The following is a 17,330-nucleotide window of genomic DNA, read 5'->3' on the forward strand; positions in this document are numbered from 1 at the left end:
AGAAAAAAAAGCAAACAGGCACTCTTTTGCATTATATCTGTATATAAGATTTATGAATCATATGCATATTATGCATTTATAGCAGATGAGCAAACCAAGTTTTAAGAGTTATTAATGTACAAAGCTACTCTACCATAAATAATATTGACCCAGTTTAATTAACTGACAAACATATCAAATACTTAAAAGTTTTATCATGATGAATAAAATACCTACCGCAAGAGAAATTAGTCGTCAAGCTATTCGTAATAGTATTGCTGTCTCTGATTGGGAACGCAATTGGCAGTTTTCTCAAAATTTAATTAAGAAGATCAATGCTCATCATACTTTGAAGCACCCGACAATTAAAGCGTTTAGTGATGGAGAAGTCACATTTGAGCAAATGTCGCAATTTCATTTAGAATTTTCCTATGCGGTTGTTCAAATTTTTATTGATGCTATCATCCAAGCGATGTCCACCGCTTCTCAGCTAGAAACTCGTTTAGGATTGGAGGCGAAATCAGCAGCACGTTTTCTATTACAATTTAATCTGCTTGAGGAATTAGGATTTACACCTGGCATCGATACAGATGGTTCTTTTTGCGGTAATTATCGTTTTTCTCATTGTATTCAATATGATGAAACTCTATCTCAATTAGGAGTTACACCGACAGCCCTAGCAAGCTATATACCGACAACTTCCTCTATTGCTTGTCGTGCAGCTTTCGAAAGCTGCTACGGCGATCACGTAATGATGTGTGCAATATTAGCAGTGGGGGAAACTCTTTTTCATAACCTCGCAACTCCCTGGGCAATAGGTGTATCTAAAGTAACTGATATTGATATTACTAAAGGGTTTCATAGCATTCATGTGGAAGATGAAATTGGTCAATCAATTGAAGATGTTCATTCCGAAGAAGGTTGGATGTTGTTCGCGCAGGCAGTAACGCCTGAACGTTATGAAGAAATACAATATAAAGTTGATATTTGGTTAACAATTTGGTCATCTTTTTTGAAAGATGCAATCTCCGAACATTCAGTTAGTAACTTTGCTTTACTCAATTAAGAATTCTTTAGTTTTCAATGGTATTGTTGCACAAACAAAAATTGCAGAGGACAAAAACTTGAAAATGGTAGATTAAAACTAATCACGGCGTTGATGAGTGCGTAATGCTATGGAGCTTAAAATAAAATGGTCAAATTACTTGTTGAGCAATGGACTATCCTTAATGCAAATCCTTAAAGAAGAAGAAAAAAGGCTTTCGTCGTGGAAAACAATGCTACAAATGCAAAGATTGTCCTAAAGGATACCGGGCGTTGGTAACTTGAGGTATGATTTTGTAAAATGCGATCGCTAATGAACAAATCAGCCAGAGTTAAACATTAATGCAATGCCCTGAATGCAAATCGACTCACACAAATAAAAATGGTAAGAAGAAAGGTAAACAGAATTATCTTTGTGTAGAATGCGGTCGGCAATTTTTAGACTGCTATCAAACATACAGAGGTTACTCTAACCAATTCAAACGAGAGTGTTTAAAAATGTATTTCAACGGCATGGGTTTAAGAGCAATAGGAAGAGTAAAAGGGGTAAGCCATGTTGCAATAATGAATTGGATTAGAAAAGTGGGAGAATTATTACCAGATATATATGAGCCAGAAACAATTCCACAAGTAGGAGAATTAGATGAGCTTGAAACATTCGTTGGATGTAAAAAAACAAAATTTGGCTCTGGAGCGGGCGCGTATGCGCCCAGTGCCGTTGCTTTGCAACGGTCAGATGCGTAACGCCTGTAATTTAGGGGTGGGTGCTTGGAGACCATAGTGCTGAAACATTCCAACCGTTATGGGAAATAGTAGAAAAATGGCAATGCTATTTCTATGTAACGCGGACGCGAATGCGTCCTAGTCGTCGAAGACGACGATCTGCGCTACGCGCTGCGGTGGAAAGTTTATCAAGGTTTTATTGCAGATGGAGATCAAATCGTCTGCAAAACCTATATGACAAGAGTTGAAGGGAAAAATACTAGACTGAGGCATTACCTAGCAAGATTAAAAAGAAAAACTCTTTGCTATTCCAAATCTGAAGTAATGCTGAAACACTCAATTCGATTACTTATTCATTATCTTAAATTTTGGGATGTCCCAGTTCCTTATAGCGATCACATTATTTAAGCTTTCATATCCTAATTTACCAACGCCGGATACCGCTTCGCATATGGCTGCCAATATGTCGAAAACCCGAAACCAAGCTCATATCCACATGAAGTTGAACAACTATGCTTAAAAATGTATCTCAGCGGCATGGGATTTAGAACGATCGCGAGAGTTACCGATATAGATCTTGGAACAATTATTAACTGGGTCAAAGAAAAAGGGAAAACGCTGTCTGACGAGCCTTAATAGTACTATCAATAGCAAATTACAACTTAAAAATTGAAAATTATGTCTAAAAATGTGTCTCAATTATTAAGTGTCACAAAGATCAATAGCATAGGGAACGGTAAAGTTATTTATTCTTTATTTTCTAATGATAAAACTGAACTGGCATTACATTATTGGAGTGCAGAAAAAGCTATCGCATCAGTATTTTATGTTCACGGAATCCAAAGCCATGCTGGATGGCTTGATGAAATTGCCGCATACCTGAAAAGATTTTCTATTAATTTATTTGCGCTTGACCGTAGAGGTTCAGGTTTAAGCAAAGGATTAAGAGGAGATATTTGTTCTACAGAACAACTACTTAATGACTATAATATTGCATTTGACTTTGCCTCTGCAAAATCGAATGGTTGTCCCATTATTGGTTTGGGACAAAGTTTTGGAGGAAGTATTTTAGCAGCATTGCTAGTTAAATACAGACTTCCTTTTAAAGGATCAATTTTTTGTGCTCCAGCTCTTGGTCAACAGAGAGCAAAAGGTCGAAAAATTTACGAAGGTAATAAAAAAAATTGTTTAAATAGATCGCCTTTAATGCTTAGTGATCTTGACTACACAAATATTGATCGATATCTACGATTTATGGCAAATGATGTTTTAATGCAAAGATTTATAACTGATAGAACACAATTTTTTATGTCCAAATTAGAAGATATATACTGTATGCAAAAGGCAGGATATATTATCAATCATCCAGTATTCTTTGTCGCTCCAAGAGTTGATCCTATTATTAATTTGTCAGTTTCAAAAGAAGTTTTGAAAACAATTGCGCCTAGTTATCAATATAAGACTTTTGAAACAATGTTTCACTACATAGAGTTTTCAGAAGCACGGCATAGCTATTTTAAATGGTTAATTAATACTATTAACTCAGTGCTGCTCTTTTCTTGAGATATTAATCCAAAGGTTCTACAGTTGTAGATAGAATGAAGAGAAAGACTCAATACGAAAAGTGATGGGATAAGAAACTCTTCTCTGTACGGGACAAAAAAAGAGGCTCTACAGTTGTAGATAGAAGTTAGAGTGCTTGACCTCGTTGGCGATAATGAAAAAAGCGAGCAAAAGCTTGGTGTTTTCTACGCCAGAACGACCAGTGCAAAATCGATTCAATTGACCAAGAACGAGGAAATAGTAATTTCCAAATCCATCGCTTTAATTCGGCTAAACTGAGACGGATGAGAGTCGACGCTCCTGCCTGAACGCATCCAGACTTCCAGCTTTTCTGCTCTGAGAAAAAAGGGGATGATCGATAACATCTGGAAATTCTTCAAGTTGAAAGCGCAAAACAGATAAGAAAGCTCCTGCTGCCAGAACCAAAGCAGTATGACGATGCCAACCAGTCCAAGAAAGGACTTCGTAATCGGCTAGTCCTAAATGACTCTTGGCAAATTTAAAGCATTCTTCGATTCGCCAACTAGAAGCAGCAACCCAAACTAAAGTTTCCAGAGAAGTATCTTGAGGAGCAAAAGCTTGATAATAGCTGAAAACAAAGCGATTTTTATTCTTTGAAAACTGGCGACGAAAGAGAAACCAGCGGCTGTAGCCTTCTGGTTGAATACAACTGAGTTGAATACGCGCCCAATCACTATACCGTTCTCCCTTAGTGCCTGCTCCACAACTCAAAGTATGCCAATCTTCTTCTGAGAGCTTTTCTAATAAGTCTTCCGCATAATGAGTTTGAAAATTAATCGGCGTTGATTGTTTTTTCGTAACAGTTACAGAAGTTTTCAAATGAATAGACCACAATGTTCAAACCAGCCAACTGCATCATCATCAGAAATATGATGATTAATAATTTCAGTCAATGCTTGGTTGATAGCTTTAGTAGTCCTGGCTTTAGCAGAACGTAAGTATTGTTTTAATTTAGACCAACACAATTCAATGGGGGAAAGATCGGGAGAATAAGGAGGAAGAAAAACTACTTGTGCGCCCACAGTTTGTATTATTTCTTTGATTTTAATAGCTTTATGAACTGGAAGATTATCCATAATTACAAAAGCTCCTCTCCATAGTTGAGGTAATAAAATTTCCTCAACATAGGCTAAAAAAACTTCTGTATTCACACTACCAGGTAAACTCATGGTAGCAATCAAACCATCGATACTTAATGCACCAATCAAAGAGATATTTGAGCCTCGATTACGAGGGCAACTATCATATATTCTTTCTCCTCGAACTGCTCGTCCTCTCAATCTGGTCATACCTAAATTAATACCCGACTCGTCGATAAAAACTAGGTTGTGCGGATCGACTGAGAGTACCCAGTCTCGATACTCAAATCGCATTTTTTTTATTCTAGGAGTTTCTTGTTCCTTGGCGTACAGAGTTTTTTTTAGTGGTTAACTTCAACTTTTCTAGTCTGCGATGCATGGTAGAGATGCTGACTTTAATTCCATTTCTAGCTTCCCAGCGTTCGCACAATTCTCGTAGTAGAGCATCTGGTTGTTCATTTACCAATTCCTCAATCTGTTTCAGTTCAGATTGTTTGATTATAGGGAGCGCGCCCCCTCCATGAGATTTAGGCTCAAGAGTTCCTGTTGCTCGGTAACGATAGATTAATTTTTTGACAAACGAATGACTGACTTGAAAACGTTCGGCAATTTGCCTTTGTGAACCTTCTTTCCCTTCATAGGCGTTTATTACTCGCTGTCGCAAGTCTATTGAGTACGGAGCAGGCATTGATTTCGAGTACTTTTTCTTTTCATTAGGTGCAGCTTATCACTTAATTGGGTTTATCCAACTGAAAACTGCTGTAAAACATAGGATTGTTGGAAAGTTTGCTCCAACCAATACCAAAATAAACCATCTCGACTGTAGACTTCATCAGCGACAAACCAATTGCCGTAGGCACTTGGTCGTAATCCTTTTTTAAAAGCAGATTGCAACATTTCTTTAGCTAATCCTGTTTTGGTGGCAAACTTGGTTTTTTGAGTAATCTTTGCTTTTTGCCGTTTTTCTGGCGAACTACTCCAAGATTTTGGTAAATAAAGACGGCGATCTATTAAGGCTTGCCCTCTTGAACTCAGATAAGCCATGAATACTCCCACTTGACAATTTTCAATTTGACCCGTTAGTCCACAATATTGCCTGGCAACACAGCAGCGATTCTTGTCCTTTTTTGAGAAAGCTAGTTTCGCTTCTTTGCTAATATTCCTGCTCCATCATCAAGATGTTCTACTGCATAAGCTCTGACTTCGGCACAGAGTTTTTCTTCTTCCCACGAAGCTCTTCCCAAAAGATTCTGAAATCGATAGGGATTTTCATCTCCTACTTGTTCTGACATCTGCCAGCCATTTTTTCGTTCCACTGGAGAGAGTAAAACTTGAATATAATCAAATGCTGCAACCCTAGCTTCCGAACGCTTATAATATTTGCCCAAACGTTGTTGCAGTAACTTAAGACTATTGCTCCATTGACAAATAGCTTCTAATGCTTGCTCGTTGGGAAATAAGTTGAGAGTTTCTTGTCCCATTAATTTTTGCGTTAAGTTCTTCTCCCATTTTATCTACAACTGTAGAGCATATTTTGTAAATATTTGCGAAAAATTAGAAAATTTCTAATTTTGTGTTCTTGAAGGGTACTGAATTATTATCGTTGGTGAATGCGTAATGTTTTGAACAGAAATTGAGTGCATCAATTTTATAATAATGAAGCAGTAAGCGGAGATAATAATTCAGTAAAAAAATTTGGCGTTGCACAGTTAAAATATGATGAACGCTATTAGTCATGGAATGTCCCAAATGTAAATCGGCGAAAAAATAAGCAAAACTACCTTTGTCGCGATTGCAACCGTCAGTTTCTTGATGTCTATGGTCAAAGAGGTTATTCGCCAGAAGTAAAGGAGCATTGCTTAACCTTTTACTGTAATGGTATAAATTTTCGAGGAATTGAACGCTCAAAGGGGGTCTGTCATAACATAGTTATAAACTGGGTTAAAGAAGCTTCATCTCGAATATCTGATGAAAATTGTGAAATACCAGAAACAGCACAGTTAGATGAATTGCAAACGAACATCGGAGATGTTCCCAGAGCGAAAGCTCTGGAAAAGCCAGAGGCTTTTGTCGGTTCAAAAAAAACAGGTATGGCTTTGGACGGTAGTAAATTCTCATCAAGCGGGTGTTTTAAAGTGGGTCGCCCGCGACCGCTCACAATCAACTTCAGTATTGTGGGGAGTCGTTCGAAGTTGGCAATGCTTTTTATACATTACGGATGGATGGAAAGTTTATCCTTGCTTTATGGCGTTGGTGAATGAAGGTATGATTTTCTCAAAGTGCGATCGCTAACCAGAAACGTATTTTTGGCGTTGCACAGTTAAAATATGATAAACACTATTAACTATGCAATGTCCTCGATGTAAATCACAGAGAATAGTCAAAAACGGTCGAAAAAAAGATAAACAGAATTACCTTTGTCGGGATTGTAATCGTCAGTTTATTGATGTTTATGACCAAAGAGGTTACTCACAGGAAGTAAAAGAACATTGTTTGACCTTGTGCTGCAACGGTATGGGTTTCAGAGAAATAGAACGCTCGTATTTGAGTTTGCCACAATACAGTAATTAATTGGGTTGGAGGCGTAACATCGCAGATTCCAGATGAAAACTATGAGATCCCTGAGACAGCACAGCTAGATGAATTACAGACTTTTGTAGGTTCAAAAAAAACAAAATTTGGCTCTGGACAGCAGTGAACTTCCATCAAGCAGGAGTCTTAAAATGGACTATGGGCTATCGCTCTCAGTTAACTTTTAGTAAGCTATGGTCGGTAGTTCGAGGCTGGGAATGCTTTTTGTATATTACGGATGGATGGAAAGTTTACCCTTGTTTCATAAATGACTGCGATCATCTTGTCAGCAAAACAGCAATGACAAGAGCGGTACGCAAGCTTGAATTCAATTCAAGCTGTGCGCCGTCCGCCTGCCTTCCGCAGGTCGAGGGCGAAAATTCACGTTTACGCCATTACTTAGGCGGGGCTTAAGCCCCTGACCGTCTGGAAGACGGCACTGGACGCGATAGCGTCCGCTTTGCACCGCAAGACATTCTGTTATTCAAAATCAATAGAAATGTTAGAAGCCTCCCTTCGACTTCTAAGCTACTATCTCAAACATTGGACTATTCCTATTTTTTGCTAATCATACATTTATTGTGCAACACCCCTTAAACGAGTATTTTCACTTTCTACCCTAGTCATGTAAGTTTTCAAAACCAAATGGTCATAGTCGTTAATAAAACAAGGATAGACAAGCCAACCGTCGGTCACATACCAAAAAGATTTCCATCCTCGAATTTTCTTCCACAGTGGTTTAAATGTTTGAGCAGAGCGATCGCCTAATACCCAAGCTAGAATGCCTGGTTTCCAGTGATTAACGGTTGTCCACAACCAAATTTTGTTTTTTTTGACTAACATATGTTTGAAGTTCGTCTATTTCGGTAATTTCGGGTATTTCCTCTAATTGCGGGGCATTTGACAAAGCAAGTGAACTTTTTCTAACCCATCTAATTACAGTATTGTGATTAACTCCTGTAATTCTCTCTATGGCTCTGAACCCTAATCCATTAACATACATTTTCAGGCAGTTTTCTTTGACTTCGATTGAGTATCCTCGCTTTGTATATTGTTCGATAAATTGGCGATTGCATTTTTTGCAATGATAATTCTGTTTTCCTCGGCGATGACCATTCTTTCGGATTTTATCTGACTGACAGTTGGGACATTTCATATATCTCTTTGGCGTTGCATAAATAAGGGATGAATCAGAGAATTAAAATAAAGTGATTGATTAGAAGCAAAACAAATGAAATGTCCTGAGTGCAAATCGGAGCATATTCGTAAGAACGGTCATCGCCGAGGAAAGCAGAATCATATCTGTGTAGATTGCGATTGCGCTTCGCGCACTGGCTTCGCCAATCACCAATTTGTCGAAAATCCCAGCAATCATCGTGGTTACAGCGATGAAATTAGAAAAACTTGTCTTAAAATGTACCTCAATGGTATGGGATTTAGAGGCATAGAAAGAGTTACAGGAGTTCACCATACAACTGTCATAAATTGGATAAAGCAAGTAGGAGAATTGCTTCCAGATGCTTATGACCCAGAAGTTACTCCACAAGTGGGTGAACTTGATGAGCTTGAAACCTTTCTCGGCAGAAAAAAAACAAAATATGGCTCTGGACAGCAGTAGACCATTTCAAACCATGTATTCTAGGGTGGGTTTTGGGAGACCGCAGCTGCGAAACATTTAAACCACTGTGGAAAATCGTTGAAAGATGGCAATGCTACTTTTATGTCACGGATGGATGGAAAGTATATCCTGGCTTTATTCCTGACGGAGACCAAATTGTCTGCAAAACATATATGACTCGTGTTGAGGGAGAAAATACTCGACTCAGACACTGTGCGCTGGAGCGCACCGCCAGCGAAGCTGTCGAATCGACGTATGTCGATTGCTAGGTTACATCGTAAAACTCTTTGTTACTCAAAGTCTCTAGAAATGTTAAAGCATTCAATTAGATTACTGATTCATTACTTAAAGTTTGAGGATGTGCCTATTCCTTATCGATTCCTCCCCTAATTCAGCAATGCCCTCTCTTTTTATCAGATCATCCCGTAGGGATGCAACGCCATTTATTGTGCAACGCCAAAAATTTGAAGCAATAAGAAAGACTTCTGCGATGTAATCAAGCTAAGTAGCATCTCAGACAAGTATTTTCATGAATCTATCTCACTAGGAAAGCGGAAAAAAGCGGGGGAGATAAAAATCGCGACAGATTTTCCACGGGCTATCTCTACCCCAATCAATCCAGCCAAAATCTTGAAATCGTTTAGAAGGCAATTCCGTATAGCGGACAGTATGTTGAATATGGTGATGACAAAGATATGCTTGTATAGCCCTAGTGTCACATCCTCTACTCACCAGATAAAATCCACAAGCATGGCGCAGTATATGGAGAGGAACGCTCAAAGATAATTCCGCTTTTGTGGTTTTTAATTGAGCTTTACGCACTGCTCCTCTTTTTCTTTTTCTTTTTCTTTCATGCTAGATAAACAAACTAATTCAAACTTCAGCAACAATTCCTCAAATGTTTTCTGGTTAAGTCTTGTTGCTATTAATAATTTGTCTTTTTGGAGTATTCTGTTAATGTTCAGCATTATCATTTTGCTGTAATTATTGCTTCCACATCTACACATTATCTTTCGCAACGAGTTTAATGTATAATAGGAGTAAATTTATATCCGTCACTAGCATACCAAAAACTATGCCAACATTTTATAATTTGACAAATCGGTTTAAAAGATTCATAACGGCAATCGCTCTCATTCCAAAGTATAATTACCTTTTTCGGATGATTTACTATAGCTCAAATCTAGAATTTATCCTTTTTATTTCCGACGAAAATTGGTAATATAAGGATTGGTGAAATCAGTATTGCAATTGGTGAATATTGAGTTACCTGTTTCCGATTATAGTACGGCGTCAAGACGCTTAACGGTATTTAGACAATTTTAACAGCTAGAATAAGGTAAAATACTGTTGTTGATTGAGTTTAACATTATCAAGTATAGTGCTCGCGAGCTGTGAAGAAAAGTACTCCCGCGGCTATGCCTGCCCGCTTCAATAGGTGGTGTCAAAAATTCGATGATTTATTGATAATTAAAGTACAGAAAAGAGAGTGCGGAATGCACCGTGCTGCGTCAACTCGGATTTCAATCCGAGTTGACGCATGATTTAAACACTATATAGGGAGATTATTGGGATAAAATGAGCGAAGAATTATATTTTAAATGGTTGAGGATGCGGTAAAAGTTACTTACCTCAAATTATAATACCATTTCTTAACCGAAGCAGCTTGGTCAGCACCAGGGATAAATGAGCGTCGTCTAGAGGTGATGAATAAATGTAACCAAACAAGAATAAGTAGAGGCTTTAGCCTAATTATTGATAATTCTGGTTATCGGTAAAGTGCTCACTTTACCGCAGGTGTGGGACAACAGTATATCGGGGAAACTAGGAAAACCGATAATGGCAATGTTGTGGTGACAACTTATCTATATGATGGCAAAAAAAGCTTATATTTAAACATTGAATTATATCAATATAGCAATTCATTATCCGAAGGAAAAAAAACCGCATATTTTAAGAAAAAATCAACCTTAGCCTTAGAATTAATTAATAAAATTTAAATAGGGGATTATGTTTTATTTAGGTTTTATTTTTGTTTACGTACCGATAATATTATGCATTCACTAATGCCTACTTCAGATTATTATGATCAAATTTGTAGAAATTTTTTCTGCTTCTATTCCAATGCAAAAAGCGTTTAATCATTCTACTAAAAAGCGAAAATTAACTGATAGTATAATTGTAGAAATTACTAGCAGTGAAGGAACAAAGGGTTGGGGTGAAGGAGCTCCACGATCTTATGTTTCAGGAGAAACTTTAAATACGGCTATTAATACACTAAAATGTTTTGACTTCAAATATCTCAATTCAATAATTAGGTGGAACAAATTTGAAGAAGGGGGAAAAGATATTTTCGAGCAAAATTGGCTTCATCTAATTAACAAGAAGTTTTTTTCACCTGCTGCCGCTGCTGCTGTTGAAATTGCCTGTATTGATATGCTGTGTAAAATGCACTCTCGTCGAATAAGCGATTTCCTAAATTTATTTCTGTTCAAAAGAAATCATCCTATACAGCAGCAAATTCCTGTTTCTTTTGTGATAGATCTTTCAGTAAGCGCAAAAACAGTTCTTAGTTCTCTAAGTTCTGAAACATTAAAGCAGTTACACTGCGTAAAAATCAAAGCTCATAGGTGCATTGAAAGCAGTGTCTTGACGCTTAAAGAGGTAAAATCACTTCTTTACCCACACACATATGTTAGCATTGATGTCAATGGAGTCTGGAATATTCCAGAGATAGAAGATTTTGCAAAAGATCTTGATTTAGTTTCATGGATTGAAGAACCTATACGACCAAAAAAATGGAGCCAGCTTGCAAAATTAAGAGCAAAGCATAATTTTCAAATTATGCTTGATGAATCTTTTGCAAATGAAAAAGATATTCATAGAGCTGTTAAATATGGCTCTTGTGACTTGATGAATGTTCGTATTTCTAAGTGCGGAGGTATTACTGCCTCTGTTAAACTTATTAGACGAATTCGACAGGTTGGATTAAAGTATCAACTTGGAGTTCATGTTGGTGAGATTGGTCCTCTATGGGCAGCTAGTCGTGCAGTAGCATTTGCACTAGACGATTATATAACCATTGAAGCAGGAAAACAAGATGAATGGTTTTCTAAGGCATTGACTGAACCACCTTTTAAAATCGATAGAAAAAAATCAGCAATAGAATATTTACCAAATATAGATTTGGGTTTGCGTCCTTCACCTTATCTTTTAGCTCGACTGAAAAAAATAGCGGATATGTCAATCTGATTACATCGATAAACATATGCAAAAACATTCACACAACGAACGTATAGCCCTTATTTCAGGTTGTGGCAGCGGTATTTGTGCAGAAATAGCACAGCAACTTGCCGAGAAGGGAATGAGGTTAATCCTGATAGATAAAAATGCGGAAGCACTCGATAATATTTGTGATTTAGTAAGTGATAATCTTGCTATAGCTCCAATATGTGTTGACGTATCGCAGGTTGATCGGCTAGAGGATATGATCTCTGAAATACCAGAAGAACTATATCCAGATATATTAATCAATGGAGTTGGCGGTGATACCAAACATATTTCAGTAGAAGATTTGAAAACACAAGATTACCATGAATCTTTCACCAATAACTTTCTATATATTCCTGTGTTAGTTCGATTGACAGCAAAGCATATGAAATTGAAGGGTTGGGGGCGTATTATAAATTTTGCATCTATTGCAGGTCGAACATACACACATTTTAGTAACGCTGCATATGTTAGCTCTAAGGCAGCTGTAATAGGTTATACGAAGCAATGCGCATATGAACTTGCTTCTTCTGGAATAACAGTTAATTGTGTTGCTCATGGCCCTATTATGACCGATCGTATTATGAAAGTTTGGCAAAACTATGATGTACGTAAACAAAAAGAGATCCTTGAAAAAATACCTGTAAAACGTCTTGGATTTGTAGTAGAGGCAGCTAGTATAGTAATTTATTTGGCTGGCGAAGAAAGCGGATATACAACTGGAGCAATCTTTGATATTAATGGCGGACTTTTTATGTAATGCTAATTATTAAAACTAGCATATAACAGATAAGTTAAAATCGAGTCATATTTCAAATCAATAAGTAGAGTAATTAAGTAATTGTTAGTCAAAGAATACGAATTGCGAGTGAAGAAAGCAAAATGAAAATAACAAGCTCAAATAAAAAAAATATCGAAAGTGATTTTTATGAGAAAGTATTTATGGTATCAGGCGCAGGAAGCGGTATTGGTGCTGCGGTCACTCAATTGCTGCTGAGTTATGGAGCATTTGTCTCGCTTATTGGAAGAACAAAAGCTACTCTTAAGAAAACCTGCAAAAATTTTCCCGAAGAGCATTATTTAGTAATTGAGACTGATATTACTAAAGAGGAAAATATTAAAAGAGCAGTTGATTTGACGATTGAAAAATTTGGTAAATTAGATGGTTCATTTAACAACGCTGGAATCTTTGGAGATTTTAGACCACTTCATCAAGAATGTAGAAAAAATATTGATGCTGTACTAGCAACTAATGTACTTGGCACTCTACTATGCATGAAATATCAAATTAAAGTACTATTAACTAGTAAAGAGGGAGTAATAGTAAACTGTGCCTCTGTCGCTGCTCATTTAGGACATTCTGGCAGTGCGGTTTATTCGGCTAGCAAACATGCAATAGTAGGTATGTCTAAATCCGCAGCGCTACAGTATTCCAGGCAAGGAATTAGAGTAAATGTAGTAAGTCCAGGATCGACAGAGACACCAATGTTGAAATCTATTTATACAACTCAAAATGAACTGGCGATTCGAGCTAATCGGGCTCCTTTAGGAAGATTAGGACAACCAGAAGAAATAGCCCATGCTGCTTTATGGTTATTAAGTTCAAACAGCAGTTATGTAACTGGTCAGGAAATAGTCGTAGATGGAGGTGTACTTGCGGGAAAAGCAGCAAATACAACATTCAACAGTTAGTTTTTTCTCGATTTACTTACTAGATTAAAGTCAATTTAATTGACGTTTGTAGAAACTAGGACTAGCATATCCAAAATAACCATTCTTCTTGATAATGGTTACCATCCAGACAAACTTCAAAAGGAGTTAGAGAAATTTTATCCAGGTATTATGCTGAAAATCCGTTTTCAAATATCTCCCAAGCCATCAAAGTCTCAGAAACAAGCTGAGGGTAAATCAGGATTTGTTCCTATTAAAGCTAGATAGGTAATTGAAAGAACTAACGCTTGGATGGATAGATGTAAAAGCATGATCAAAAATTTTGAGCGAAATTTAGATCATTCCAATACCAAAATTCATCTTTGCTTTTTAAGACTTTTGATTAAAAGATTGGCATTTTCATAGATTCTAAATGAGCTCTATAAATTAGTCATGCTAGCGACTTCTAAAAGAGTACTCTTGCCTAAGATCGAATTTTTGATAAAAGCTGAGCTGTTGAAAGTATCTCGAAGGTAATTATTGATCGTAATATCTATGAAAACATGCATATAAAGGCTTACTTAAAAGAGTTTTCATAATATTCAGTGTACTGAATGGTTACATATTAAACGTCAAAAGTTAGATGGTCGCGCTTTTGAGAATAAGTATGATTTAGCTCTCTCTATTATTGGTGAAATCGAAAACCGAGGTAAACAAGGGAACTATCTAGTCGAACGTTCAATATTTTATTAAGTGGAGCTACCTAATACCTTTCTTCTTCTTCACTATTAATTTATAATTGATGATCAAATTTTTCAGTTTATATCGACTTATCAAATCTAATTCACGTTATATATCAAATAGTAATATTAATTAAAAATAATGGCAAAAATTTCTGTTTTCAGCTGTGAACATGAACTTATAACACGTAAATTTGTTGAATTAACTGCTCCCTATTCGGGCCATTATATATATGTGAATCCACCAAAAAGTAATAAAGAAAAAAGATCTCGAATTGCTGATATGGATACAGTAATACAATTTTTTAATGCAACACCTATTTGCGCCTCTTCTTTGAAAGGCATTAATCCTCCTCAGCGCATAGTAGTTGCGGGTCCAGTGGGAAAGAGCGTGGACATTAAGGCTGCCAAATATTTGAAAATTCCAGTTTTTGATACACCAGGTTTAGCCGTAGATTCGGTTGCAGAATTTACTTTATTTCAAATACTGTCGCTTTGTCATCAATATGATCAAAATGTCTTACCTCTCAGAAATGGAGAATGGCCTTGTATTTTTCGTCAAGATTTCGCAGAATGCACACTTGGTATTATAGGATTTGGGCGTATTGGGCGGAAAGTTGCGCTATTAGCAAAAGCTTTTAAAGTCAAAAAAATTTTAGTTTGGTCGCCTTCTCTTTCAAAATTTTCTAAATTACCAGAAAAAATTTCTTTTGCTGAGCTTGATTTATTATTAAGCGAAAGCGATATAGTCTGCCTACATTTACGCCTAAATAAAAATACTCATGAAATTTTAAATTCGTCTCGTCTTAGCCTACTCAAAAAGGATGCATTTTTAATTAATGCTGCTAGAGCAGAACTTGTAGATATGTCTTATTTGAGAAGTATGATTTCTGGCAATCGAATTTCAAAGGTAGCGTTGGATGTTTTCCAACTAGAACCACTAGACAAAAATGATATTTTACGTAGTAGTGATCGCGTTATGCCTACAGCTCATACGGCTTGGAGAAGCGAAAAATCTGTTTCAAAGTTTATTCAAGCTGCTGTTGATTTTGTGTTCGAAAATTTATCAGATAAAGTAAGGCAGGTAGTTTAAACAATGCCCAAAATTTTTATTGGTCATGATAGCGTTTTAGATGATGTCCTAGCAGAAGTTGCGCATTCTTTAAAAAAGAGAGGATATGAAGTTGTTCGCGGTGATGTACAGCCATCATCAATTCAAAAAAAAACAAAAATAGAGCTGTGGGAAGCTTTTTACGAAGATACTGATATTCTTTTAATCAGTTCTAGAATTACTCTCGATAGCGAAATTTTATCGTCATTTAAGCGGCTACGTGGCATAGTGTTTCCTACAATAGGTATAAATTCATGTGATATCAAAGCGGCAACTGAACTTGGCATTATTATTGCAAATGGAGCAACTTCTGAAAATGTTGAATGTATGGCTGAGGCTACAGTAATGTTAATATCTTCTCTGTTTTTAAGATTACCTTGGAAGTTAAATTTATTTCAAGAAAATATTCCTCGTCCATCCAGCAACCAATTTTCGAGTCGTATGCTTGCAGGTAAAAAAGTAGGTTTTTTCGGATTTGGTCGCATAGCGCAAGAGACTGTAAAACGTCTTTCTGGCTGGAAGGTTGAAATTTTTTCCTGTACCCGCACACCAAAACATGAAGAATGGTCAAATGTCAAATTTGTATCACTTGAGGAACTTTTTTGTGAAAGTGATATAATTAGCATTAATGTCCCTTTGACTGAACAAACAGAAAATTCTGTTGATTGGAATCTTTTGTCCCTCATGAAACCAGGATCCTTTTTAGTTAATACTGCTCGTGGCAAAATTGTTAATGAAGATGCACTGTATAAAGCTCTGGAGAGTAAAATTTTAGCAGGTGCAGCAATTGATGTTTTTGCAACAGAACCTCTTCCAATTGATCACCCTCTACGCCAGTTAGAAAATGTAATACTTACTCAGCATATGATAGGTCATACTCGTGAGTTATTTGACTCTCTTGTTCCCGCGGCAGTTGAAAATACAGTTTCAATTATAGAAGGAAGACTTCCTAAATATATTTGTAATCCTAGTGTCATTTCAAATTGTAAGGTTTTTGGTTTACAGAATGCTTCTGATTTCTAAGCTAAATGGAGGATAAACTTAACTTTTTAAGTATGGGGTTTTCTAGCGTTTTTTCGAGGTGTGGTTTTGCTGCTCTCTGATTTAAAAATTATTAGTTATCAAAGTAAGGTTATAGTAATTGCATTGAAAATAGGGTATATGAAGGTATATGTGGAATCCAGATGACTACGCTAAAAATTCTGGTGCTCAATTAAGATGGGCCCAAGGACTAACAAAAAATATCGAGCTACAAAACAATGAATCAATCTTGGATGTTGGTTGTGGTGATGGAAAAATCACTGCAGATTTTGCAGTCAATTATCCATCGAGTAAAGTTTTAGGTATTGATAACTCTCCTGCAATGATTTCTTACGCTGTAGAAAAATATCCAGCAAGCCAATATCCCAATCTTTCGTTTTCTTGTGTAGATGCATGTTCTATTGATTTTGATCGAGAATTTGATTTGATTTTTTCTAATGCTACATTACATTGGATAGAAAACCACCAAGTATTTCTTAAAAGAGCTAATTTAGCCCTACGCGACAGAGGAAGACTAATTATTTCTTGCGGCGGAGAAGGAAATGCTTCAGAAATTTTACAAGTTTTTGCTGAGCTTATGACTTCTAAGACTTGGAGCATGTATTTTGATAATTTTTATAATCCCTATTTTTTTTATGGAATTCAGAATTATAAAGCATGGCTACAACAATCTGGCTTTACAGTTGAACGGCTTCAATTAATACCGAAAGATATGACCCACGAGGGAAAAAATGGATTAGCAGGATGGATACGCACGACTTGGATGCCATTGACTGAGCGCGTGCCTGAAGATAAACGCGAAAATTTTATTACTCAGTTCGTAGATTTATATTTAGCAAAATATCCCTTAGATTTTGAAAGACTAACTCATGTCTCAATGATTAGATTAGAAGTTGACGCTTTCAAGGTTTGAGTGATTT

Annotated in this window: 15 protein-coding genes and 6 pseudogenes; 14 read left to right on the forward strand and 7 right to left on the reverse strand. The window is 36.6% G+C overall.

The window, feature by feature from the left end; all coding sequences use genetic code 11:
* Positions 1-196 precede the first annotated feature (196 nt).
* The 3 genes and pseudogenes from PLEUR7319_RS0114305 (at position 197) to PLEUR7319_RS35365 (ending at position 3,309) form a co-directional block, all read left to right on the forward strand.
* Positions 197-1,045, forward strand: a complete 849-nt coding sequence (locus tag PLEUR7319_RS0114305) for a hypothetical protein (RefSeq protein ID WP_144054306.1) — start codon at positions 197-199, stop codon at positions 1,043-1,045.
* Between the two features lie 320 nt (positions 1,046-1,365).
* Positions 1,366-2,154: pseudogene (locus PLEUR7319_RS39400) on the forward strand (IS1 family transposase).
* 270 nt (positions 2,155-2,424) lie between these two features.
* On the forward strand, positions 2,425-3,309 hold the full coding sequence (locus PLEUR7319_RS35365) for a serine aminopeptidase domain-containing protein (RefSeq protein WP_019505922.1): 885 nt from the start codon (positions 2,425-2,427) through the stop codon (positions 3,307-3,309).
* A 270-nt stretch (positions 3,310-3,579) separates the two neighbouring features.
* On the opposite strand, the gene PLEUR7319_RS38125 is transcribed toward PLEUR7319_RS35365, so the two are convergent.
* Genes PLEUR7319_RS38125 through PLEUR7319_RS38135 form a run of 5 tightly spaced genes read right to left on the reverse strand, consistent with a single transcriptional unit; the run spans position 3,580 to position 5,890 of the window.
* Positions 3,580-4,149, reverse strand: coding sequence for a hypothetical protein (locus PLEUR7319_RS38125; RefSeq protein ID WP_019505923.1), 570 nt, complete (start codon positions 4,147-4,149; stop codon positions 3,580-3,582).
* Entirely contained in the window at positions 4,146-4,703 is a 558-nt protein-coding gene (locus PLEUR7319_RS0114325; protein ID WP_019505924.1) for an IS630 family transposase, read from the reverse strand. The genes PLEUR7319_RS38125 and PLEUR7319_RS0114325 overlap by 4 nt, the downstream gene beginning before the upstream one ends.
* A 10-nt stretch (positions 4,704-4,713) precedes the next feature.
* A complete protein-coding gene (locus PLEUR7319_RS0114330; RefSeq protein ID WP_019505925.1) occupies positions 4,714-5,097 on the reverse strand; it encodes a helix-turn-helix domain-containing protein in 384 nt (127 codons plus the stop codon).
* A 53-nt stretch (positions 5,098-5,150) separates the two neighbouring features.
* Entirely contained in the window at positions 5,151-5,567 is a 417-nt protein-coding gene (locus PLEUR7319_RS38130; protein WP_083892478.1) for a transposase, read from the reverse strand.
* Positions 5,546-5,890: a hypothetical protein gene (locus PLEUR7319_RS38135; protein WP_019505927.1), complete on the reverse strand. Its 345-nt coding sequence runs from the start codon at positions 5,888-5,890 to the stop codon at positions 5,546-5,548. Before PLEUR7319_RS38135 ends, PLEUR7319_RS38130 begins: the two co-directional genes overlap by 22 nt.
* 523 nt (positions 5,891-6,413) lie before the next feature.
* Here PLEUR7319_RS38135 and PLEUR7319_RS40065 point away from each other — a divergent pair.
* Positions 6,414-6,701 carry an IS1 family transposase gene (locus tag PLEUR7319_RS40065; protein WP_144054307.1) on the forward strand — a complete coding sequence of 96 codons (288 nt, stop codon included), beginning with the start codon at positions 6,414-6,416 and terminating at the stop codon, positions 6,699-6,701.
* Between the two features lie 54 nt (positions 6,702-6,755).
* Positions 6,756-7,548: pseudogene (locus PLEUR7319_RS40070) on the forward strand (IS1 family transposase).
* Positions 7,549-7,571: 23 nt separating this feature from the next.
* On the opposite strand, the pseudogene PLEUR7319_RS42705 reads toward PLEUR7319_RS40070, so the two are convergent.
* Positions 7,572-8,136 (reverse strand): annotated as a pseudogene (locus tag PLEUR7319_RS42705) (IS1 family transposase); the annotation flags it as partial.
* A gap of 75 nt (positions 8,137-8,211) precedes the next feature.
* Between PLEUR7319_RS42705 and PLEUR7319_RS39425 the strand changes: the two are divergent.
* Positions 8,212-8,988, forward strand: a pseudogene (locus PLEUR7319_RS39425) (IS1 family transposase).
* A gap of 153 nt (positions 8,989-9,141) precedes the next feature.
* Here the strand turns inward: PLEUR7319_RS39425 and PLEUR7319_RS43125 are convergent.
* Positions 9,142-9,420, reverse strand: a complete 279-nt coding sequence (locus tag PLEUR7319_RS43125) for a tyrosine-type recombinase/integrase (protein ID WP_083892479.1) — start codon at positions 9,418-9,420, stop codon at positions 9,142-9,144.
* Between the two features lie 572 nt (positions 9,421-9,992).
* Between PLEUR7319_RS43125 and PLEUR7319_RS42715 the strand changes: the two are divergent.
* The 8 genes and pseudogenes from PLEUR7319_RS42715 to PLEUR7319_RS0114405 form a co-directional block, all read left to right on the forward strand.
* A pseudogene (locus tag PLEUR7319_RS42715) lies at positions 9,993-10,592 on the forward strand (transposase); the annotation flags it as partial.
* Positions 10,593-10,683: 91 nt separating this feature from the next.
* The gene (locus PLEUR7319_RS0114375) at positions 10,684-11,850 is read left to right on the forward strand and encodes an enolase C-terminal domain-like protein (RefSeq protein ID WP_019505932.1); all 1,167 of its coding nucleotides are present in this window, start codon (positions 10,684-10,686) and stop codon (positions 11,848-11,850) included.
* A gap of 16 nt (positions 11,851-11,866) precedes the next feature.
* Positions 11,867-12,628: an SDR family NAD(P)-dependent oxidoreductase gene (locus PLEUR7319_RS0114380; RefSeq protein WP_019505933.1), complete on the forward strand. Its 762-nt coding sequence runs from the start codon at positions 11,867-11,869 to the stop codon at positions 12,626-12,628.
* Positions 12,629-12,750: 122 nt separating this feature from the next.
* Positions 12,751-13,560 carry an SDR family NAD(P)-dependent oxidoreductase gene (locus PLEUR7319_RS0114385; protein ID WP_019505934.1) on the forward strand — a complete coding sequence of 270 codons (810 nt, stop codon included), beginning with the start codon at positions 12,751-12,753 and terminating at the stop codon, positions 13,558-13,560.
* Positions 13,561-13,626: 66 nt separating this feature from the next.
* Positions 13,627-13,944: pseudogene (locus PLEUR7319_RS43510) on the forward strand (DDE transposase); the annotation flags it as partial.
* A gap of 456 nt (positions 13,945-14,400) precedes the next feature.
* Complete coding sequence (locus tag PLEUR7319_RS0114395; protein ID WP_019505936.1) at positions 14,401-15,351, forward strand: D-isomer specific 2-hydroxyacid dehydrogenase family protein; 951 nt, start codon at positions 14,401-14,403, stop codon at positions 15,349-15,351.
* A 3-nt stretch (positions 15,352-15,354) separates the two neighbouring features.
* Entirely contained in the window at positions 15,355-16,392 is a 1,038-nt protein-coding gene (locus PLEUR7319_RS35390) for a 2-hydroxyacid dehydrogenase (RefSeq protein WP_019505937.1), read from the forward strand.
* A 148-nt stretch (positions 16,393-16,540) separates the two neighbouring features.
* The gene (locus PLEUR7319_RS0114405) at positions 16,541-17,323 is read left to right on the forward strand and encodes a methyltransferase domain-containing protein (RefSeq protein ID WP_019505938.1); all 783 of its coding nucleotides are present in this window, start codon (positions 16,541-16,543) and stop codon (positions 17,321-17,323) included.
* The last annotated feature ends 7 nt before the right edge of the window (positions 17,324-17,330 follow it).

This window comes from Pleurocapsa sp. PCC 7319 (assembly GCF_000332195.1).
Lineage (GTDB): Bacteria > Cyanobacteriota > Cyanobacteriia > Cyanobacteriales > Xenococcaceae > Waterburya.

Excerpts from the sequence above, each read along its gene's own strand:
- PLEUR7319_RS0114305 (WP_144054306.1), top strand. The coding sequence starts at position 197 with ATGATGAATAAAATACCTACCGCAAGAGAAATTAGTCGTCAAGCTATT.
- PLEUR7319_RS35365 (WP_019505922.1), top strand. The coding sequence starts at position 2,425 with ATGTCTAAAAATGTGTCTCAATTATTAAGTGTCACAAAGATCAATAGC.
- PLEUR7319_RS0114325 (WP_019505924.1), bottom strand. The coding sequence starts at position 4,703 with ATGCGATTTGAGTATCGAGACTGGGTACTCTCAGTCGATCCGCACAAC.
- PLEUR7319_RS0114330 (WP_019505925.1), bottom strand. The coding sequence starts at position 5,097 with ATGCCTGCTCCGTACTCAATAGACTTGCGACAGCGAGTAATAAACGCC.
- PLEUR7319_RS38135 (WP_019505927.1), bottom strand. The coding sequence starts at position 5,890 with ATGGGACAAGAAACTCTCAACTTATTTCCCAACGAGCAAGCATTAGAA.
- PLEUR7319_RS40065 (WP_144054307.1), top strand. The coding sequence starts at position 6,414 with ATGAATTGCAAACGAACATCGGAGATGTTCCCAGAGCGAAAGCTCTGG.
- PLEUR7319_RS0114375 (WP_019505932.1), top strand. The coding sequence starts at position 10,684 with ATGATCAAATTTGTAGAAATTTTTTCTGCTTCTATTCCAATGCAAAAA.
- PLEUR7319_RS0114380 (WP_019505933.1), top strand. The coding sequence starts at position 11,867 with ATGCAAAAACATTCACACAACGAACGTATAGCCCTTATTTCAGGTTGT.
- PLEUR7319_RS0114385 (WP_019505934.1), top strand. The coding sequence starts at position 12,751 with ATGAAAATAACAAGCTCAAATAAAAAAAATATCGAAAGTGATTTTTAT.
- PLEUR7319_RS0114395 (WP_019505936.1), top strand. The coding sequence starts at position 14,401 with ATGGCAAAAATTTCTGTTTTCAGCTGTGAACATGAACTTATAACACGT.
- PLEUR7319_RS35390 (WP_019505937.1), top strand. The coding sequence starts at position 15,355 with ATGCCCAAAATTTTTATTGGTCATGATAGCGTTTTAGATGATGTCCTA.
- PLEUR7319_RS0114405 (WP_019505938.1), top strand. The coding sequence starts at position 16,541 with ATGTGGAATCCAGATGACTACGCTAAAAATTCTGGTGCTCAATTAAGA.